Origin of the sequence: uncultured Exiguobacterium sp., assembly GCF_964277885.1 — a bacterium.
In the GTDB taxonomy this organism is placed as follows: Bacteria; Bacillota; Bacilli; order Exiguobacteriales; family Exiguobacteriaceae; genus Exiguobacterium_A.
The window spans coordinates 137,385-154,847 of the sequence record NZ_CAXYJR010000005.1; the positions used below are offsets into that span (position 1 = coordinate 137,385).

Genomic DNA, 17,463 nt, shown 5'->3' on the forward strand with positions numbered 1-17,463 from the left:
CCTATTCATTCACGTCCGAGATCGAGTTTTTCATTGAGCGCCTCTGGTATATTGATACGTCCGTCATCTTCCTCAAAAATCTGCGTCATTAATGTATCGAACTTTTCTTCTATCTGACGTTGATAATTGTGTATGCTTCGTTTCCAGGTGAAGGTATATCGATTCTCCCGAGACTCAATCTTCGTTCCATCGACAAAATAGTCCTCAATCTTTATTTCACCACGATCAATCAAAAGAAAAAGCACAGCGCGGAAGACCTCCTCGAGAAGCCCAGCCATCGGACCGACACGAAAACGATTGATCGTATTCGCGTCAGGACATTCGAATGCAGTGAGCCACATCAATGGAAGATGTTCATGAAGAAGGCGTTCCATCCGTCGTCCAGAATAGATGCCGACGGCATAACTGTAGACGACAATCTTTGTCATCACTTTTGGATGATAACGAGGTCGTCCCATCGTCTTACAATGTGATAGGAAAAGATGCTCATCCATATCCTCGATTATGATATCGATCAATCGTGCGATATGGTTTTCAGGCACATATTCTTCTAGCACGATTGCGCTCTGACGAAGGTTCGTATTATAGTGACGATAGAGGGCTACTTCGGTGTGCTCTCGCATGTTCCTCATTCCTTTCATGGTTGTTTCGCAGCTCCATTGTACAAGGAATGAGGACTTTTTTCATTCGTACCTTAGGTACGTGATCAATCATAACGAATAAATGAAATTTGAATAGAAATGGCCGATGATTCCATGAAGAACAGGAATCATCGGCCATTTAATTAATCTGAGGGCGACTTATGAGTCAGCCCCTTTTTTGTTCGTCCAAAATCATTTTCTTGAGACGCGTCTGTGATATGCTCCCCAAAAAGTAGACAGTTGAAATATCAAAAACTGTCTACTTTTTGAAGGGAGCCTTTTCTATGTCTAAATCTAAGTTTTCGCCGGATGAAAAACTACGAATCATTAAAATGTGCGAGGATGGAACAGGTTCGATAACATCGATCGCCTCGCTCTTCGAGCTTTCAGTCACAACGTTGAATAGATGGAGGGCAAAATATCGTAATGGCGGCTCCTCGGCGCTCCGGAATCGAACAGAATGGACACGTTATCCAGACGCACTAAAGATGAAAGCTGTACACGCAGTGCTCAATCAAGAGGAATCCGTCACCAGTGCTACGGTACGATTTAATATTTTGAACATGAGTGTACTCCTAAAATGGATTGATAAGTATACTAGTCATAGTACAGAAGGGAAACCATTGAAGGAGCGATTCACTATGACTAAAGGTAGAGCCACTACATTCGAAGAACGTGTCCAGGCAGTGATGGACTGTATAGAAAATGGGAAAGACTATCAAAAGATCATGAAGACCCATCGGGTCTCCTATCAACAAATCTATAGCTGGGTAAGGAAGTTCGAGAAGGACGTCCTCGACGCACTGATGGATCGTCGAGGACGTCAGAAGCCGGTAGCGGAATTGACGGATACAGAGCGTTTTGCGTTGGAACTGAAACGATTGGAGAAAGAAAATGAACGTCTACGCATGGAGAACGACTTCCTAAAAAAGTTAGAGGAGATCGAGAGGAGGTCACGTTAAGTCAAATTCGTCTTCAAGATAAATACGAAGCCATTCAATCATCAGTAGAGCAATTCGGTTACCCGATCATCGCTCTATGTCATCTAGCGGGTATCTCGCGCGCTGCCTACTACAAGTGGTTACGTCGTATAGGTATACTGAAAGCACATGAGACTGAGAACATGAAAATCATCGAAGAGATAAACCAGATTCACCTTTCGGTGAAAGGAATCTATGGCTATCGACGGATGACATTGAACTTAAAACGTCGTTTCGGAAGAAACGTTAATGCCAAGCGTGTCCGTCGTCTGATGCATGTCGCAGGTATTCATTGCATCATACGCCGGAAACGTCCTTTGTACATTCGTAATCGTCCTCAACAGACCGCCGAGAACATTCTGAACCGTGATTTCAATGCGGCAGGACCGAATCAAAAATGGGTGACGGATGTCACGGAATTGAAGTATGGCGCTTCTCAGAAGGCGTATTTGAGTGCCATTCTGGACCTATATGATGGATCCATCCGTGCCTTCGTTCTAGGACACTCTAACAATAATCAGCTCGTGTTCGATACGTTCGAACTCGCCTTTCAGGGCGCACCGGGAAGCCGTCCCTTGCTTCACAGTGATCGAGGGTTCCAATATACGTCGCATGCGTTCCGTCACATGACACGCGTGGCAGGCATTACACAAAGTATGTCTCGGGTTGGTAAATGTATTGATAATGGTCCGATCGAGTCCTTTTGGGGAACCTTGAAATGCGAAAGTTATGATCTACATAAGTTTACGGAGTTCGACGAACTCCAGCTTGCGATTCAAAAGTATATTCATTTCTACAATGTAGAACGGTACCAACAACGATTAAACGGCTTGGCTCCATTAGAATACAGAGCTCAAGCCGTTTAAGTGATTTTTATTATTTATCCTGTCTACTTGACGGGGAGCAGTTCACTCTTTTCTTATATGTATAAAAACCTAAAAATTAAGTAAGAAAAGAAGAAATTCTTTACGATGAGTAAGAAAGATTAAAGTTGCATTGAGACAACGAGTTCTTCAGGAGAATCTAGTCCGACAAAACGATGAGAATTTCGATGTCGACTTCATTTGTCATGCTGTCAAGAAATTATATAGCGAAAACACCGTTAGAACTAGCATTAATCACGTCTTTTTAATTAGGATGGCTTCTTCAATATGTATTTAGTGATCCTCTCATACGACTAAACATTGATTTTAAGTCTTGTGCTGGATAAGAGAAGGAACCATATTTTTTTACGTCCGTCGCTTTCGGAATATGAACGTCTTTGAGAACATTTTTTATCGTGTTTTCGCCTAATAAGTCGAAGCTGAATTTATTGAATCTTCGATCCTGTTTATCAATTCTATCCATTCCAAATTTTGATTGGAGTGGTTTTAAAACTCGGAAATATTTACGATAGTCTCTTTGTTCCTTAACTTCTTTAAAGTGTCACAGAAAGATTTATGGGATCTTTCGACGTCGTCTTCGTCGATCTTGCTTTATAAATGCTACGGGTAAATGAAAGGATAGTAAAAAATTAAGACTTCTTTTATGTATGTTATCTTTATGAGAACACTTAGATACTCGGTTATAGGAGACAAATGGGGCTAAATATGGAGAGTGTGGCATTAATCCTTGTATTTGTCAGACAAAATCACTACTTTCGCAAGCGCACTAAGAGCTTTGACCACAGAAAATTTATTCTTCGTCATCTTGGACAAGAAGCGATAGACGAAATGTAGTATTTCAGACTTACAGATGTAATAGCGCGTTGCATCGAAAACTTATATGTTTTCGCAGACTCGAAAGAAAAGCAAGTCATGTACTGTACCTTCTATTGGGTAGTGAAAAATGAAGCTTCAAACGATTCTTACTTTCATTACCCTAAAACTTAAAAAGCTTGCAAAACGATTCTGGAATCCCTAAGAGAATCCATGTCTTGCTCGTATTTTAAAGACTATTCCGTACAGAAAACTCTCATTTCGTAATTAAAATGAGAGTTTACATATAATGTGAATACTTGAATCTATCTACTTATCTCTTTTATTAATCAGTTAAGATTTTAATTTTATGCATAAAAATAGATAGTATAATAACGATTAAAATAGCTGCGATACTCGTTCCTTTCGGTAAATCAAGAGCAATGATAATGATTTCCGCAATTACTACAATCAAGGCGGAAAGGATATAGTCTTTTGTTTGGGAAGACATACGATCACTCCTTGAATATGGGATTTTTAAAGGTATTTCAGTAAGTATAACATATCTGGGTTTTGACGTTTGTCGGTTAAGAGTTTCTCTAAATGAGACAGCATGAATTGATTAGAAACACTGATAGAGTATGAATAAGTCTGTCTTTTGAAAGCCCGACTTACTTAAAATAAAAACTAAAATCAGTTAAAGTGAAATAAAAATATATCCTTTTAATATGTTATTGAAATAAACCTTTAATGGTAATAAAATCAATTAGAGTCATTAATTTCAACATACATAAAAAAGGAGCGAATGAAGTGAAACAATACATAGGGGGAATTTTATTGGGGGTGATGCTAGTCATCCTCATGTTCCCAAATGAAACGCTGGCCAAAGCGTCTCCGATGCTCTCGCCGTATCGCATTGAAGATCGTGTACTTCAAGGAACGGCTGAAGCGAACGAGTCGATCTACTTATATCTCGATGGACGGATCCATACTGTTCAAGCAGACGATACTGGACGGTTCACCTTACCGCTTCAGCAAGCAATCGGTATGAATAACGTCTCGATCCTCTTACTGGATCAATGGGGCTATAAAGAGAGCATGATGACATTCGGACCTGAGAATCCGACAACAGAAGCGATGCGTCCTGCCCCGAAAGTGAACTTTGTGGGACAAACAGAAGATGGATCGTTCTATTTAACGACGGCGTACGATGCGACAATCTATGCTGTGTATGAAGGGAAATTGTATACAGGGAATCAGGAGCTAGTGATTCCAAAAGGAACGGCAACAGAGTTACGAGTCTATGCGAAGTCGATCGATGGAATAAAAGGGGAGACGGTCGTATTATCCACAGCGACGACTCCCAAGATTAGCGTCGATGCTTACGACTTTCAAACGAAACGATTTACAGGAACAGCGTGGCCATATGCTATTTTGACATTTAAGAATGAGGCAGCAGGCGGCGAATGGACGACGCTTGCGGATGAGAAGGGTCGTTTTACGCTCGACTATACATCGAATCTAGAAGCGCTACAAGAAGAGCAAACCTTACGTATCGTGAGTAAAGGGAAGGTTTCAGTAGAAGCTACAGCGACGCTTCCGGCGTATCATCCGAGTGCCACCGCCGCGTATTATGTGATCGTTGAATCAGATCAGAAAAAAGTCACAGGGATGACCTATCCGAATACGACAATTTTACTAGACGAGACGATGTGTGCGACGAGTGATGCTGCTGGTTACTTCGAGTGCGATGTCCAGGGCATGACGGAACCCTTACATGAATTAAGTTTCCAACGCGAGAAGGAGACCGTATCAACTCTTGTAGAATTGCCTGCAAATCTGCAGGACTTTCCTTTGACACTCGATCGTCCGATCTCATCGGAACATCCAATTCTTTCAGGAAAGACCTTACCGAACCGACGTTTTCACGTCAATGCTGATGGATTGTCATTCCCACTAACATCAGATGCCACAGGACGATTTACGACAACGTTACCGAAGCAATACAAAGGAACGGTATATCTTTCCTTACGATCGCTCAATGGGATGGATTATCCTTTAAGAACGTGGACAATTCAAGATGAGCGTCCTTTATTACGACCAACGATGCGCTTAAGTGGAAGCACGCTCGAGTTAACGAATCCGATGAAAGACTTACCGACGGTCAAAGGAGAAATCATTCTCGAACATACGGACGGGAGCTTCGATGCTCAGTCCTTTACGTTCTTGAAGCGTTCAATCTATGAACAGACACGATCGATTTCCATCGAGGGTGTGAAGCCCGGTGACCGTTATACGATGACATTGATGACGGACGAGACGAACGTCCGAAAAGCAACGTTTGAGGGAACACTACAGCCATTGACAGAGATTACATTACATCCATTTGGACCGTATGACCGGACACTGACGGGTACAGGAGAGCCAGGCACAGCCATCAAACTCGAAATGCCGATTGCTTATGCGTCTCACGTCAACGACGGGACAGAAATCTTCGAAGGAACGGTTGCAAAAGATGGTACGTTTGTCCTGAAGTCCCGTTATACAACGAACTCTAAATCATGGGCCGTTCACTACTCGGGAGTGATGACGATTTATATCACGCGACCAGGGACACAGGATGCTTTAACTTATTCGATTCCTCTAGAAGATCAGACACCACCGACCATTACGATGCCTAAAATCCGTGATACGATTCGTGAATTTTCGTACAAGTCGGACGATATCCTAAAAACAGTAGAAGTACGATACTATCAAGGTCAGACACTCATCAAAACAGTTAAAAAGACGTTAAATTGGTATACGAGTGATCGTTACTATACGAATGTCTGGGAAGGAAAATCACTCAAACAAGATGGTATTACGAAAATTGAGATGCGAGGGACAAACAAGGCGAACTTAACTTCTGATTGGATCGAGAAGCCGGTCCTCAGTACGACATTCCCGTCGCTCGTCGTTTCGGAAATTCTATATGGTGACAAAACCATACGGATCAAAACAACGCCACATTTAAAAGTCAAAGCGAGTATCGGCAATCAAACGTATGATGCGACAGCAGATACATCTGGAATCGTGGATCTGCGTCTCAAACGTCCGATTGCTCCGGAAGATTATATGATCTCGTTTACCTTCAAAAATGAAGCAGGAGACACCAAGACAATCGAAAAAAAACCACTCGACTATCCGGTACAAGACATTCACTGGAATGAGAAAAAGAATAAGGTTTGGTTCGTCACGCAGGATACACATCTTCGTCCGAGCCGCTATACATTTAAGGTCAACGGGAAAGAAATCAAATTGACAGGTACACGTCCTCGTTCCGTGTTCACTTTACCAACAAAGATGAAGGCACCGTTCCAAGTTGAGTTAACGTTACGCAATACAGATGGCACGGTACGATCAACGATGAAAAAGACGATCCGTACTTCTTACGAAAATAAGAAGGTGACGAAACTAACAGCATCTGCAAAGACAGGTTGGATTAAAGGGATCGCGCAGCCTTATCATTTAGTAGAAGCATATGACGACAATGATTTGAACCTAGCTGGGATAGTCTTATATCAAGATCAACAGTTTTCGATGAAAGCATATCGTGCGCTCCGTATCGGGAAGACGATTACGATCCATTCACGTGATCCATTCGGACAAACGTCCATCGTCTCGCTGAAGATCAAGGACGATATCGCACCGAAAGCCCCAACGGTCTCACGCATTACGTCAAAATCGACACGTATTACTGGAAAGACAGAAGCGAAAGCACATGTCGTCGTCACCTATAAGAAAAAAACGTATCGAACACAAGCAGATACAAAAGGAAATTATGTATTATGCATCAGCTCTTGGAAAGCTGGCGAGACGATCAGCATTTATGCGGAAGATGCTACGAAAAATCGTTCCGACAAAACAGTCACAAAAATTGTGAAGTAAGAGTAATTTAAAAGTGAAGATACAATAAAAAGCTGTCCCGACGGTATGTCGAGACAGCTTTTTATTGTATCTGACATTGGGAAAAATGAATCAACGGAAGGGTAATAAGAAGACAAGGATACTAAAGATAATCACAGCTAAAGAAGGTAGGTAACGCGTTAAACGATTCATGAATAATAGCTCCTTTTAATTAGAAAATTGAGGAATTAAATTCGGTTTAAAACCAAATAATGTAACCTTCTTTAGTTTAAAGGAAAAAGTCTTTGATTATAGGCTCTGATTAACTTTTTATGGAAATGTGTTTTTGGATTAACTCACATTTAAGATAACTCTTTTAAATCTAGATATAAAAGAGGTAGGAAGAAAAGAAATGATGTAGCTAAATACATATCAAAATAAGCGACTATAAATTATTTGAATATAAAGAAATTTGATCATTATATTGTAAATAATAGTAATATAATGTATCTTAATTTAAGAAAAGAAACATATTTTATAAGTGAGGGAAGTTAGTTGAAAAAATTCATAAAATGGTTGTTGATGGCCGCTGGGTTATTATTCTTCCTCGTCATTGCAGTCGCATTATTGACGACAGATGACGAAACATCAGAAAAAACGTCAGCACAGTCTGAAACAAAAGAAAAAGAACCAGTAAAAGAAACGGAAGAAGAAACAATTGATTTGACAGAGAAGTATGCAGCTTTTGCTAAGAGCTTCGTACCGAAGTGGACCGATGAGACACTCGAACTATCCGATACATCCTATGTATATATCCATGAACATTACACTCTGTTTCCAGCTTTTGAAAAAGCAGACATTTCTAAAGTGAAGAAGATGGAAGATACTTCGGTCAGTGTTAAAATGTTGAATAAAAATGTGACACCGTACTATAAAAAGATCGTATCGTTTGAAGGGAGTGTCGTCTCAATCGAAGAGATGCCGCTTGAAGAGAGCGAAGATACGGTATCGTTGTTACATGTCATCGACGATGCGGGAGATTCCTATCAAGTGCTTCTGTTTAAAGGATCTGGGGATATTTTAGAAGAGGATGAGGTCCGATTCTGGGGAGCGCCACTCGGACCATCTTCATTTGAGAATGTGTCAGGTGGAACAACAAATGTACAAGTCTTCATGGGCTCACATGTAGAAAAATTATATTAAGTCATAAAAAGGAAGTACGACGTAACGATGTCGCACTTCCTTTTTATAGTTTGATTACTTGTATTTTTTACGAAGTGCTTTACTGAAACCGTCCGCATCACGATTCCCGACGACGTAGAAATCGACGCTCGCATCTTTCTTGTACAATTTCTTATTAATTGACATCTTATACGAACCATTACTGCGTGGCTTCGCCTTACCGAGTAGTTTCCATGATTTGCTCGACTTATGGTAGACGTAAGCTTCGACACGGACATCCTTGTTCGAAACAGATCCGGTTACTGTCCGAGTCGTACGTGTCAGTGTTTTCGTATCGACAGTTGCTGCTTTCGGAATGAACGTACGCACCGTGAGATCGATTGGATCGAAGTCATACGAAATCGGATCTTGTGGCTCTTCTGTTGTGTCGCCATCATCCTCTCCCGGCTCGTCCCCTTCATCGCCGTCGTCATATCCATCATCATCACCATCACCGGGTTCGTCGCCGTCATCTCCTCCGTCGTCATCGCCGTAAGAAGCGGCACGCGTTACATAATACTCGTCCCAGCCATCATCCATTCCATCATCATCGCCTGTGTAATCATCAACGCTTACGACTTCAAGGAAATAGTTCGGTGTGACGTCGGAAGAGCTGTCTTCGTCCTCTTCATCATAGTCATACTCATCGGAATCAGATTGATGGTAGTCGTAGAAATCCTCGCCGATCAATCCTTCTTCGGGTAACTCGATCGAATAGTTCCCATTCGCATCCGCTTTTGCATGAGCGACTTCTTGTAAGTCTTCTTCCTCTGTGTCGTCCGACTGTAAAACGACGATTGCTCCGGCAGGTGCCTTTCCTTTTAAGACTTCCGTCCGTGTGTTGATGTTTTTCGTTTCTACTGTGAATTCGTCCGTCGCCGCTTCAACAGGCGAAAGATAGACTGCGCTACTGAGACCGAGCGTCACGAGTGCTGTCCATGTCATACTTTTTTTCATCGCAAAACGCCTCCTTTTTCTGTAGTATAGCAAGGAAATTACTGGATATATTTTCAGTTTTAAATGATAAAGAAATGAGATTTTAAAAAACGTTAGTATAGAGAAAATTAAAAATCCCTCTGTACCGAAACACATACAGAGGGAAAAGAAATCTTATTTTTTTGCTGGAACCTTTATGAGGAATGGTACCGGTTTAGGAACATCTCCGAACTTTGCGAACAAGACGACGAGGTGTTCGTACTTGTCTGGTGTCACGACGGCTTGACTCCCTTGAATCGTTACGATGTCTGGATGAGAAGATTTCCATTCACTTATAGATTTTGATCCAATACCAAGAACACCACCATAACTTTGAGGAAGCGAAGCTGACTTACCTAACGTGAGTGAATCGACGATCGGATTGACGATGCCTCCGAGGACATTCAATAAACTTGAGAGTAAGGATGTCTGAGTATCTTGCGTAGCGAGTGACAATATACTTGAAGTATTACCAGTTGTCGCAGAAAGCGTGAACGGCGTAATTTGTGATCGATTCTTAACGATACCGAGACTCGTTAAAAGACTTTCATTACTTGATTTCCAGGTAAGTGGAGATCCGTTTAACGTAGTCGGTAACTTTAAATCGAGGTAGACGTTCAGCGTCGGACTAACGGCTGCGATGCGCGCGAGATCTTCTTTAAGGATCAGACTGAGATTCCCAGCAATCGTTCCCTCAAATGTCTTGCTTTTTAGGACGCCGTCTTTCATAATCCATGCCGTCAAAGAGAACGCCTGTGAAGAAACGGCTGGAATGATGGTACCGGTATTACTGATGATGTTCGTATTGCTTGATTTCCACGTGATCGGTAATCCGTTGATTTGAGTCGGCAAGTTGAGGGAAGACGTCAAATCTGTTAGTGAACTGAGGGAGAGATCTTGTAACGCCTTATCTAATAGTTTTGTTGGACTCAAGGGAACTTTGATACCTGTAATCGTTCGATTTTTAGTAACACTATCTTTCGTCGCGGTTATTGTGATATCGACGAGTTCGTCAGTGAGACCTTGGGTGACGACTCCGCCACTTGCTACAACAGAAGGCTTGTCGGATTTAATCGAAACAGTGATTCCAGTTGGCGCTTGAAGAACCAGATTAGTCGTCAAAATGTTTGGAATGCTCAGGCTATCAAGATAAGACTGGACAATATCAGCAGCAGATGGATCTTTCATCGGAACCGTTAGCTGATCAAAGGTTTTGGTTTCCGTAGCCTCTCCTTTTTTAGCGGTCACTGTTAATGACAACTTAGTGTTGGTTGAAGCTGGAATGATGGATCCGTCATTTAAAAGAACCGCAGTATTGCTGGACGATAAGGTAACTGTAATGCCTTTCGCACTCGCTTCGTCGATTAAATTAAGCTTTTCGGTGAGTAAAGAAGGAAGCGTTAGTTGATCGAGATATTTTTGTAATTCTTCGGCATCTGTCAATGCACGTTTCGGTACTGAAATACTTTCAAATTGTTTCGATAGTGATATCCCATTTTTCGAGGCAATTATTGTAATATCAGTCGTTCGATCTACGATATCGCGTGTGAGAATGCCGGTACTAGACAACAGTGAAGTAACCGAGGGTTCAATCCGAACGTCTATCCCTGCAGGTGGATCCAATGAAAGATTAGTTTTGAGTGGACCTGTGATTGAAAGACCTTTTAAATAGTTCGTCAATTCTTCTGTCACTGTCAGAGGACGTGCGGGTACAGAAAGATTTGAAAACATCTTCGTCTTTGAAACACCGGTGAGCACAGCTGTCACACTGACTGTCACAGATTGAGCAGTATCTGCTAGTTTAACCACGCCTGACGTTCCCACGACATCCGGCTGGGAAGAGGTCAGGTATACGGTCAGTCCCTCCGGTGCGGGAGGTAACTGAATGTTTTGATTCAACGGACTAGCAATCTCGACTTGATTCAAATAAGTGTCGATCAAGGCATCCGGTAACACCTCTTGTTTTGGAATCGTGATCAATGGAAACTCCTTCTTACGAATGGTTCCGTCTTTTGAGGCTGTTACTGTCACAGAGACGATCTGATCAGTCAGACCGCGTGTCACGCTGCCGGTATTCGAAAGGACAGCTGTGTTCGTTGAGAAGAAAGAAGTCTCGATTCCCGGTGTCATCGGGGTTGGCAAGTAATAATCAGCTGTCAAAGGTGATGGGATTTCGACCGTTTTCAGATAATCATCGAGCAAATCAACTGTCGCATTCTCTTTTTTCGGGACAACGTATTTCGAGAACGTCCGTGTCCGCGAAATGCCGTCTTTCGTTGCTGTAATCGTAAACGTCACTGTTTGATCAACGGATGAGCGTGTCACTATTCCAGCACTAGATAAGATCGCATTGTTGTCCGAAGCAATCGACGTCGTGATTCCCGAAGCGATGGGCAGCGACAGACTCGATGTCAACGGATTTGAAATCGATAAAGTATTCAGGTAGGTGTCGAGGAGTTCTTCCGTTGCACCCTCTTTTTTTGGAACGACGAGTCCGGAGAACGTCCGTGTTCGCGAGACGCCGTCTTTCGTTGCGATGATCGTCACGGAAACCGTCTTATCCGTTAAGCCCCGCTTGATTTTCCCGCTTGTTGTCAGTACAGACGTGTCATCCGAAGAAAGTGTTACAACAATGCCATCCTCTTCCGGTAAGACAATATCCGACAAAAGCGGACTCGAAAGAGCGATCCCATCCAGATAGTTTTGTAGCAAATCACTCGTAGCCCCATCTTTTTTCGGGATCGTCAAGTTCGAGAAGGTGCGCAATTTAGTGACGCCGTCTTTTGTCGCAATGACTGTCAAGGAGACGACCTTATCCGTCAGACCACGTGTGACTTGACCGGCATTCGATAAAATCGAGGTATTGGTCGAAGACAGTGTCGTCCGAATGCCGTCGACAGTCGGAAGCGTCACGTCACGCGTCAACGTACTTGGGATATCAAGCTTGTTCAAGTAATCTGCTAACAGTTCGTCAATCGCTGTATCTCGTTTCGGGACTTGATAATTCCAAAAGCTACGTGTGCGTGTCACGCCATTTTTTGTCGCCGAGACAAGGAAGGATAGGGATTGATCGGTCAGGCCGCGTGTCACTTTCCCCGTCGACGAGAGAACGTCCGGAAGCGAAGAAGTCAGAGAGAGCGTTGTTCCCGATGCGGCAGGCAATACCAGGTCTTTTAGTAAGGGATTCGGGAATGTCAGACGACTCAGGTAGTCATCTAAGAACAACTCCGTTGCATTGTCGACTTTCGGGACAGTGATATTCGAGTAAAGACGTGTTTTTTCAAGACTACCTTTTGAAGCCTTCAACGTGAGCGTGACGAGTTGATCTGTCAGGTCACGGCGTACTTTACCGTCCGGTGTGACGATTTTTTCATTTGAAGATATCAATTGGAATGTTATACCTTCTGCTTGCGGTAACTGAATGTCCTTCGTCAACGGACTCCCGAGTTTGAACTTGTCGAGAGTAAAGTCGATCAGCTCCTCGTCCGTCAGGTCACGTTTCGGAATCGTAACGCCCGAGAAGGAGCGCGTTTCTTCAAGACCATTCAATTTCCCGACGATCGTGAACGCGACGTCCCGTTCTTGATCCGTGCGAATGACTTGTCCGGTAGGCGATAGATTGCCGTCCGTGGAACGGATGCTGAATGTGACACCATCCATTTGCGGAAGCTGAATGTCTTGTAGGAGCGGACTTGGAATCGTAATTCCTGCAAGCAATGCCTTCAAGATTTTTCGTGAGTCGTCCGGTGCTGGAGGCGTGACGACGTTACGAATCGTAACAGTGGAAGGAGCTGCATTTTGCGATCCGCTTAAAATCGAAACGTCATAGCGTCCGACCGGCAATACATTCGTTTCGATTCGGAAGTATCCTTGTCGATCACGTTTCAGTGGATACATCGATACACGGTCTTTATCGTCGATCAGATACAGGTGATGTGTCATACCTTTTGCCGGATAGAGGATGCGACCGGTGACGAGTAGTCGGCGACCACTTTCAAACGGCGTATACCTCACGTTTTCATGTTTGACGTCTGAAACGCGTAATGTATTTTTTCCAGCAATCAAGACGTTGCGTCCAACGGCTGTGTACTTCACGCTTTTGTTCCCAAAGGACGCTGTTGTCGTCCGTGTCCACTTCAGTGGATACGAATAGCGCTGCCCACCAGCGAAAATCGTCGATAGCCGTTCTGGAAGTTTAGTCGGTTGGTTTTTTCCAACCGTTTTAACGACAGGTGGAAGAATCGATTTCGGATAGTTTTTGATCGTGACGTACCAGTAGGCACTTTTAGAAGTTCCAGCAACATTCCCTTTAATTTTTTGTTTTCGATCAATGATTTTTTTATCGAAACGAACACTACTCCATTTCACGGATCGTTTCACTTTTTTACCGTTCGCAAGTTTAACATGAACGGTCTTTGGTGGAGAAAGGGGTTTGACCGCAAACACATCGCCGCCATAATGGACGGTTGATGCAGGACGGTATACTTTTTTGACGCTGCTTGATTTAGCGGCAGCAACGGATTGGAATGAGGCGGGGAAGGAAAGCAACAGACAGAGAAGAACGATAAGACTCTTTCGCATGACCAAACCTCCCTAGAAAGTGTAATGTCCAGGCAAATGATTGGCTCTCAGGTGTTGAAGTTCCCATGATGTATGTAGCAGAAAAATCAGTTAGAAAAATATGCGATGAACCTGATTAGGAAAGTCAGATTCATCGCATATGAAATTCAGAAACGCAGATTTGAAAAATTAACGTTTAGGGATTTTGACAAGAACCGGAACAGGTTTCTCGAGACCCTCATAGTCTGCATAGAGCACGACGAGGTGATCAACATCATCACGTTTTACAGTTAAGTTATACCCCTGGATTGTCACAAGATCCGGGTGTGAACTACTCCAGCCGGTAATATCACGTGCTCCAATACCAAGAAGACCACCGTAACTTTTCGGAAGTGTTGCTGTTCCTTGACCGCTAGCTAGTGTGTTGACGACAGGATTTAATACATTCCCAAGTAAATCAACGACGCCGCTTAGCAAACCACCAGAAGGACGTTGGATAGCAAGATTTAACGTTTCCGTTGTTCCTCCAGATTTCGCAGTAAGTGTGAATGGTGTCGCACTCGAGTCGCTTAGGATCACCCCGCTATTGTTTAGAAGCGATGGTGCACTAGATGTCCAATCGATCGCTGAACCATTCAATGAAGTCGGAAGGTTGAGGTTATAGGCAACATTCAACGTACCAACGCTTGACTTGATTTTTGCGATATCCGTTTTAAGGGATAGACCAAGATCAGCCGCAACTGATCCCGCGAACGTTTTCGTTTTCGTAATGCCACCTTTTGTGACACTTGCCTTGAGTGAGAAGTTTTGTAGATTCAATGCACTTTTTACGACACCGTCGTTTGAGATGACGTCCGGGTTGTTCGAAGTCCATTGAACAGCAATTCCTTTAGAACTACTTGGCAGATTGACGTTACCTGTTAAGTTGATGAGATTGAGATTGATCGCATCTAGTGCAGCATCGAGTTCTGCCGAGAGACTGATTGGGACAAGAATGTTCGAGAATGTCCGTGATTTCGTGACACCGTCTTTAGAAACGTTGACCGTCACGGAAATCGTTTTATCAGCATCAGGTCGTGTCAGGATACCTGTGTTAGATAAGATGCTTGGATCCGACGCGCTGATTGACAAGTTCGCACCAGCAGGTGGTGTCAGTGAAAGATCTGCTGTCAACGGACTGTTGATCGATAGACCTGCTAGATATAGATCAAGTAATTCGCCAGTCGTGACATCACGTTTTGGAACAAGGATGTTCGAGAAGACTTTTGATTTTGATTTGCCGTCTTTTGCGACGATGATCGTCAGTGAAACCGTTTGGTTCGCGTCACCACGCGTGACGACACCTGCATTTGAGACGACTTTCGTGTCAGAAGAACTGATCGTGACCGTTCCACCGTCAAGTGATGGAAGAGAGAGATTCGTTGTCAGTGGGTTGGCGATGACGAGTGCGTCCAAGTACGCTTGTAACGCTTCTTCCGTGACACCATCACGTTGCGGTACTTTGATGTTCGAGAACGTCCGCGTTTTAACGACATCGTCTTTAGAGACGGAAATCGTCAATGAAACGGTTTGATCCGTAAGACCACGCGTGACTTTACCGGCATTCGAGACGACATTCGTGTTCGAAGAACTGATAGCGATTGTCGCACCTTCTGGTGGCGTCAACATGAGATCTTTTGTTAATGGATTGTCGATCGTTAATTTGTCGAGATAGTCTTGCAATGAGATCGCTGTCGCGTCATCACGTTTTGGAACGTTCAAGTTCCAGAAGTCGCGTGATTTTGTGATACCATCTTTTGTGACCGAGACGACGATCGAGACCGTTTGATCCGTCATACCGCGTGTGACGACACCTGTGTCTGAGATGACGCTAGGTTTAGTCGATGTGATCGAGACTGTAGCACCTGGAAGTGCTGGAAGGACGATATTTTTCGTCACCGGACTCTTGATATCGAGTTTATCGAGATAATCTTGCAACAGGCTATCTGTCGCATTGTCGACTTTCGGGACGAGGATGTTCGGGAAGTTCTTCGTTTTTGTCAAGCTACCTTTCGTCGCGCGTAACGTCAAGTCGACTTGTTTGTCTTCGAGGCCACGTTTAACGATTCCGTTGCTTGAGACGACGGCTTCATTCGAAGAAATCAGCGAGAACGAGATTCCTTCAGCTGTTGGCAATGTGATATTCGTTTTGAGTGGATTGGCGATTGTGAAGTTCTGAAGCGTGAAGTCAATCAACTCTTCGTCCGATAAGTCTTTTCGTGGAACGAGGATGTTCGAGAACGATTTACTTTCCGTTACACCATCAAACGTCGCCTTGATTTTGAAATTGACCGTTTGATCGGTCGCGCCACGCATGACTTTCCCGCTGCTTGAGACGACTGGATTGTCTGAATCGACCGAGAACGAGACACCATCGACTTCTGGGAACTCGATGTCACTTAACAGGGGATTCGAGACATTGATGACGAGAAGTAATTTTTGGAGCAGTTCTCGTTTTTGTTCATCCGTTGGTTCCGTAACCGGTTTTTTGATCGTAATCGAGACGGATTTCGTCTTTTTCGAACCCGACAGGATGTAGACCGTGTAGTCTCCTGGAGCGAGTTCCTGACTTGTCACGTAGTAATGTCCTTTTTTATCGAGTTTGAGGTACATCTTCGTGCTCTCACCCGTCTTTTTGTCCGTGATGACGAGGTAGCTTTTTACGCCTTTTGCTTCATAAAGAATTTTGCCGGTTGCCCGAATCTTTTTCCCGTACGAGACGAGATAATACTTCTGCATCGACTGGACGACATCAGATACTTTTAGCTTAGCAGCCCCGTAGATTTCGAGGTTGCGTCCGACTGTCGAATACGTCAGATTTTTCGTACCGAATGAAGCTGTTGAGACCTTACTCCATTTGAGCGGATACGAGTAGCGTTGTCCACCCTCGAAAATCGTTGAAAGACGTGTCGGCAAGTTCGCTGGTTGATTCTTTCCGACGGTCATGACATTCGGAGCAAGCACCTTCGCTGGATAGTTTTTGACTTTGACATACCAGTACGCATTTTTTGATGTACCGTAGACATCCCCCTTGATCTTCTGTTTCTTTCCGATGTACTTCTTATCAAAGCTGACCTTACTCCATTTGACGGATCGATACGCATACTTCCCATTCGAAAGCTTGACCTTAACGGATTTTGGATACGTCAATTTCTTCTTGGCATACTTCACGCCACCGTAGTGAACAAGATACTTCGGTGAGTAGACGGTCTTGACGCTACTCGAAGAAGCGGCAGAAGCACCCAATGGGGTCAACCCATAGGACAGAATGAGAAGAAGACTCAGAACAATCGCCAACCCTTTTTTCATCAATACAACCTCCTCTAAATCAATAGACTAAAGTGTGCATGGATGAACGTGCATCTCAGGTGTATAAAATAAAATTACCCTTTTATTATGGAAAATATGTAATATTTTTAACATAATTATATTAAATGGTATTTATTAGGCATCTAATATAGGTCAATTGACCTGAATCATTGGTAT

The 17,463-nt window shown here is 43.4% G+C and carries 8 protein-coding genes; 3 read left to right on the plus strand and 5 right to left on the minus strand.

The window, feature by feature from the left end; genetic code table 11:
• Positions 1 to 5: 5 nt before the first annotated feature.
• Positions 6 to 623 carry a transposase gene (locus ACHWTJ_RS02560; RefSeq protein WP_394679049.1) on the minus strand — a complete coding sequence of 206 codons (618 nt, stop codon included), beginning with the start codon at positions 621 to 623 and terminating at the stop codon, positions 6 to 8.
• A gap of 302 nt (positions 624 to 925) precedes the next feature.
• On the opposite strand from ACHWTJ_RS02560, the gene ACHWTJ_RS02565 reads away from it, so the two are divergent.
• Positions 926 to 2,487 (plus strand): IS3 family transposase gene (locus ACHWTJ_RS02565; protein ID WP_394679050.1). Its coding sequence is split into 2 segments (ribosomal slippage): positions 926 to 1,565 and positions 1,565 to 2,487, totalling 1,563 coding nucleotides; the frame shifts between segments, so codons are not numbered across the junction.
• Between the two features lie 1,156 nt (positions 2,488 to 3,643).
• On the opposite strand, the gene ACHWTJ_RS02570 is transcribed toward ACHWTJ_RS02565, so the two are convergent.
• Positions 3,644 to 3,808, minus strand: a complete 165-nt coding sequence (locus ACHWTJ_RS02570) for a hypothetical protein (protein WP_394679051.1) — start codon at positions 3,806 to 3,808, stop codon at positions 3,644 to 3,646.
• Between the two features lie 335 nt (positions 3,809 to 4,143).
• Between ACHWTJ_RS02570 and ACHWTJ_RS02575 the strand changes: the two genes are divergently transcribed.
• Together ACHWTJ_RS02575 and ACHWTJ_RS02580 are read left to right on the plus strand one after the other, a co-directional pair.
• On the plus strand, positions 4,144 to 7,224 hold the full coding sequence (locus tag ACHWTJ_RS02575) for an Ig-like domain-containing protein (RefSeq protein ID WP_394679824.1): 3,081 nt from the start codon (positions 4,144 to 4,146) through the stop codon (positions 7,222 to 7,224).
• A gap of 513 nt (positions 7,225 to 7,737) precedes the next feature.
• Entirely contained in the window at positions 7,738 to 8,385 is a 648-nt protein-coding gene (locus tag ACHWTJ_RS02580) for a hypothetical protein (RefSeq protein WP_394679052.1), read from the plus strand.
• A 54-nt stretch (positions 8,386 to 8,439) separates the two neighbouring features.
• Here ACHWTJ_RS02580 and ACHWTJ_RS02585 read toward each other — a convergent pair whose 3' ends face one another.
• The 3 genes from ACHWTJ_RS02585 to ACHWTJ_RS02595 form a co-directional block, all read right to left on the minus strand.
• Entirely contained in the window at positions 8,440 to 9,360 is a 921-nt protein-coding gene (locus ACHWTJ_RS02585) for a hypothetical protein (protein WP_394679053.1), read from the minus strand.
• A 153-nt stretch (positions 9,361 to 9,513) separates the two neighbouring features.
• Positions 9,514 to 13,959, minus strand: a complete 4,446-nt coding sequence (locus ACHWTJ_RS02590) for an immunoglobulin-like domain-containing protein (RefSeq protein ID WP_394679054.1) — start codon at positions 13,957 to 13,959, stop codon at positions 9,514 to 9,516.
• Positions 13,960 to 14,127: 168 nt separating this feature from the next.
• Positions 14,128 to 17,286 carry an immunoglobulin-like domain-containing protein gene (locus ACHWTJ_RS02595; protein WP_394679055.1) on the minus strand — a complete coding sequence of 1,053 codons (3,159 nt, stop codon included), beginning with the start codon at positions 17,284 to 17,286 and terminating at the stop codon, positions 14,128 to 14,130.
• Positions 17,287 to 17,463 lie beyond the last annotated feature (177 nt).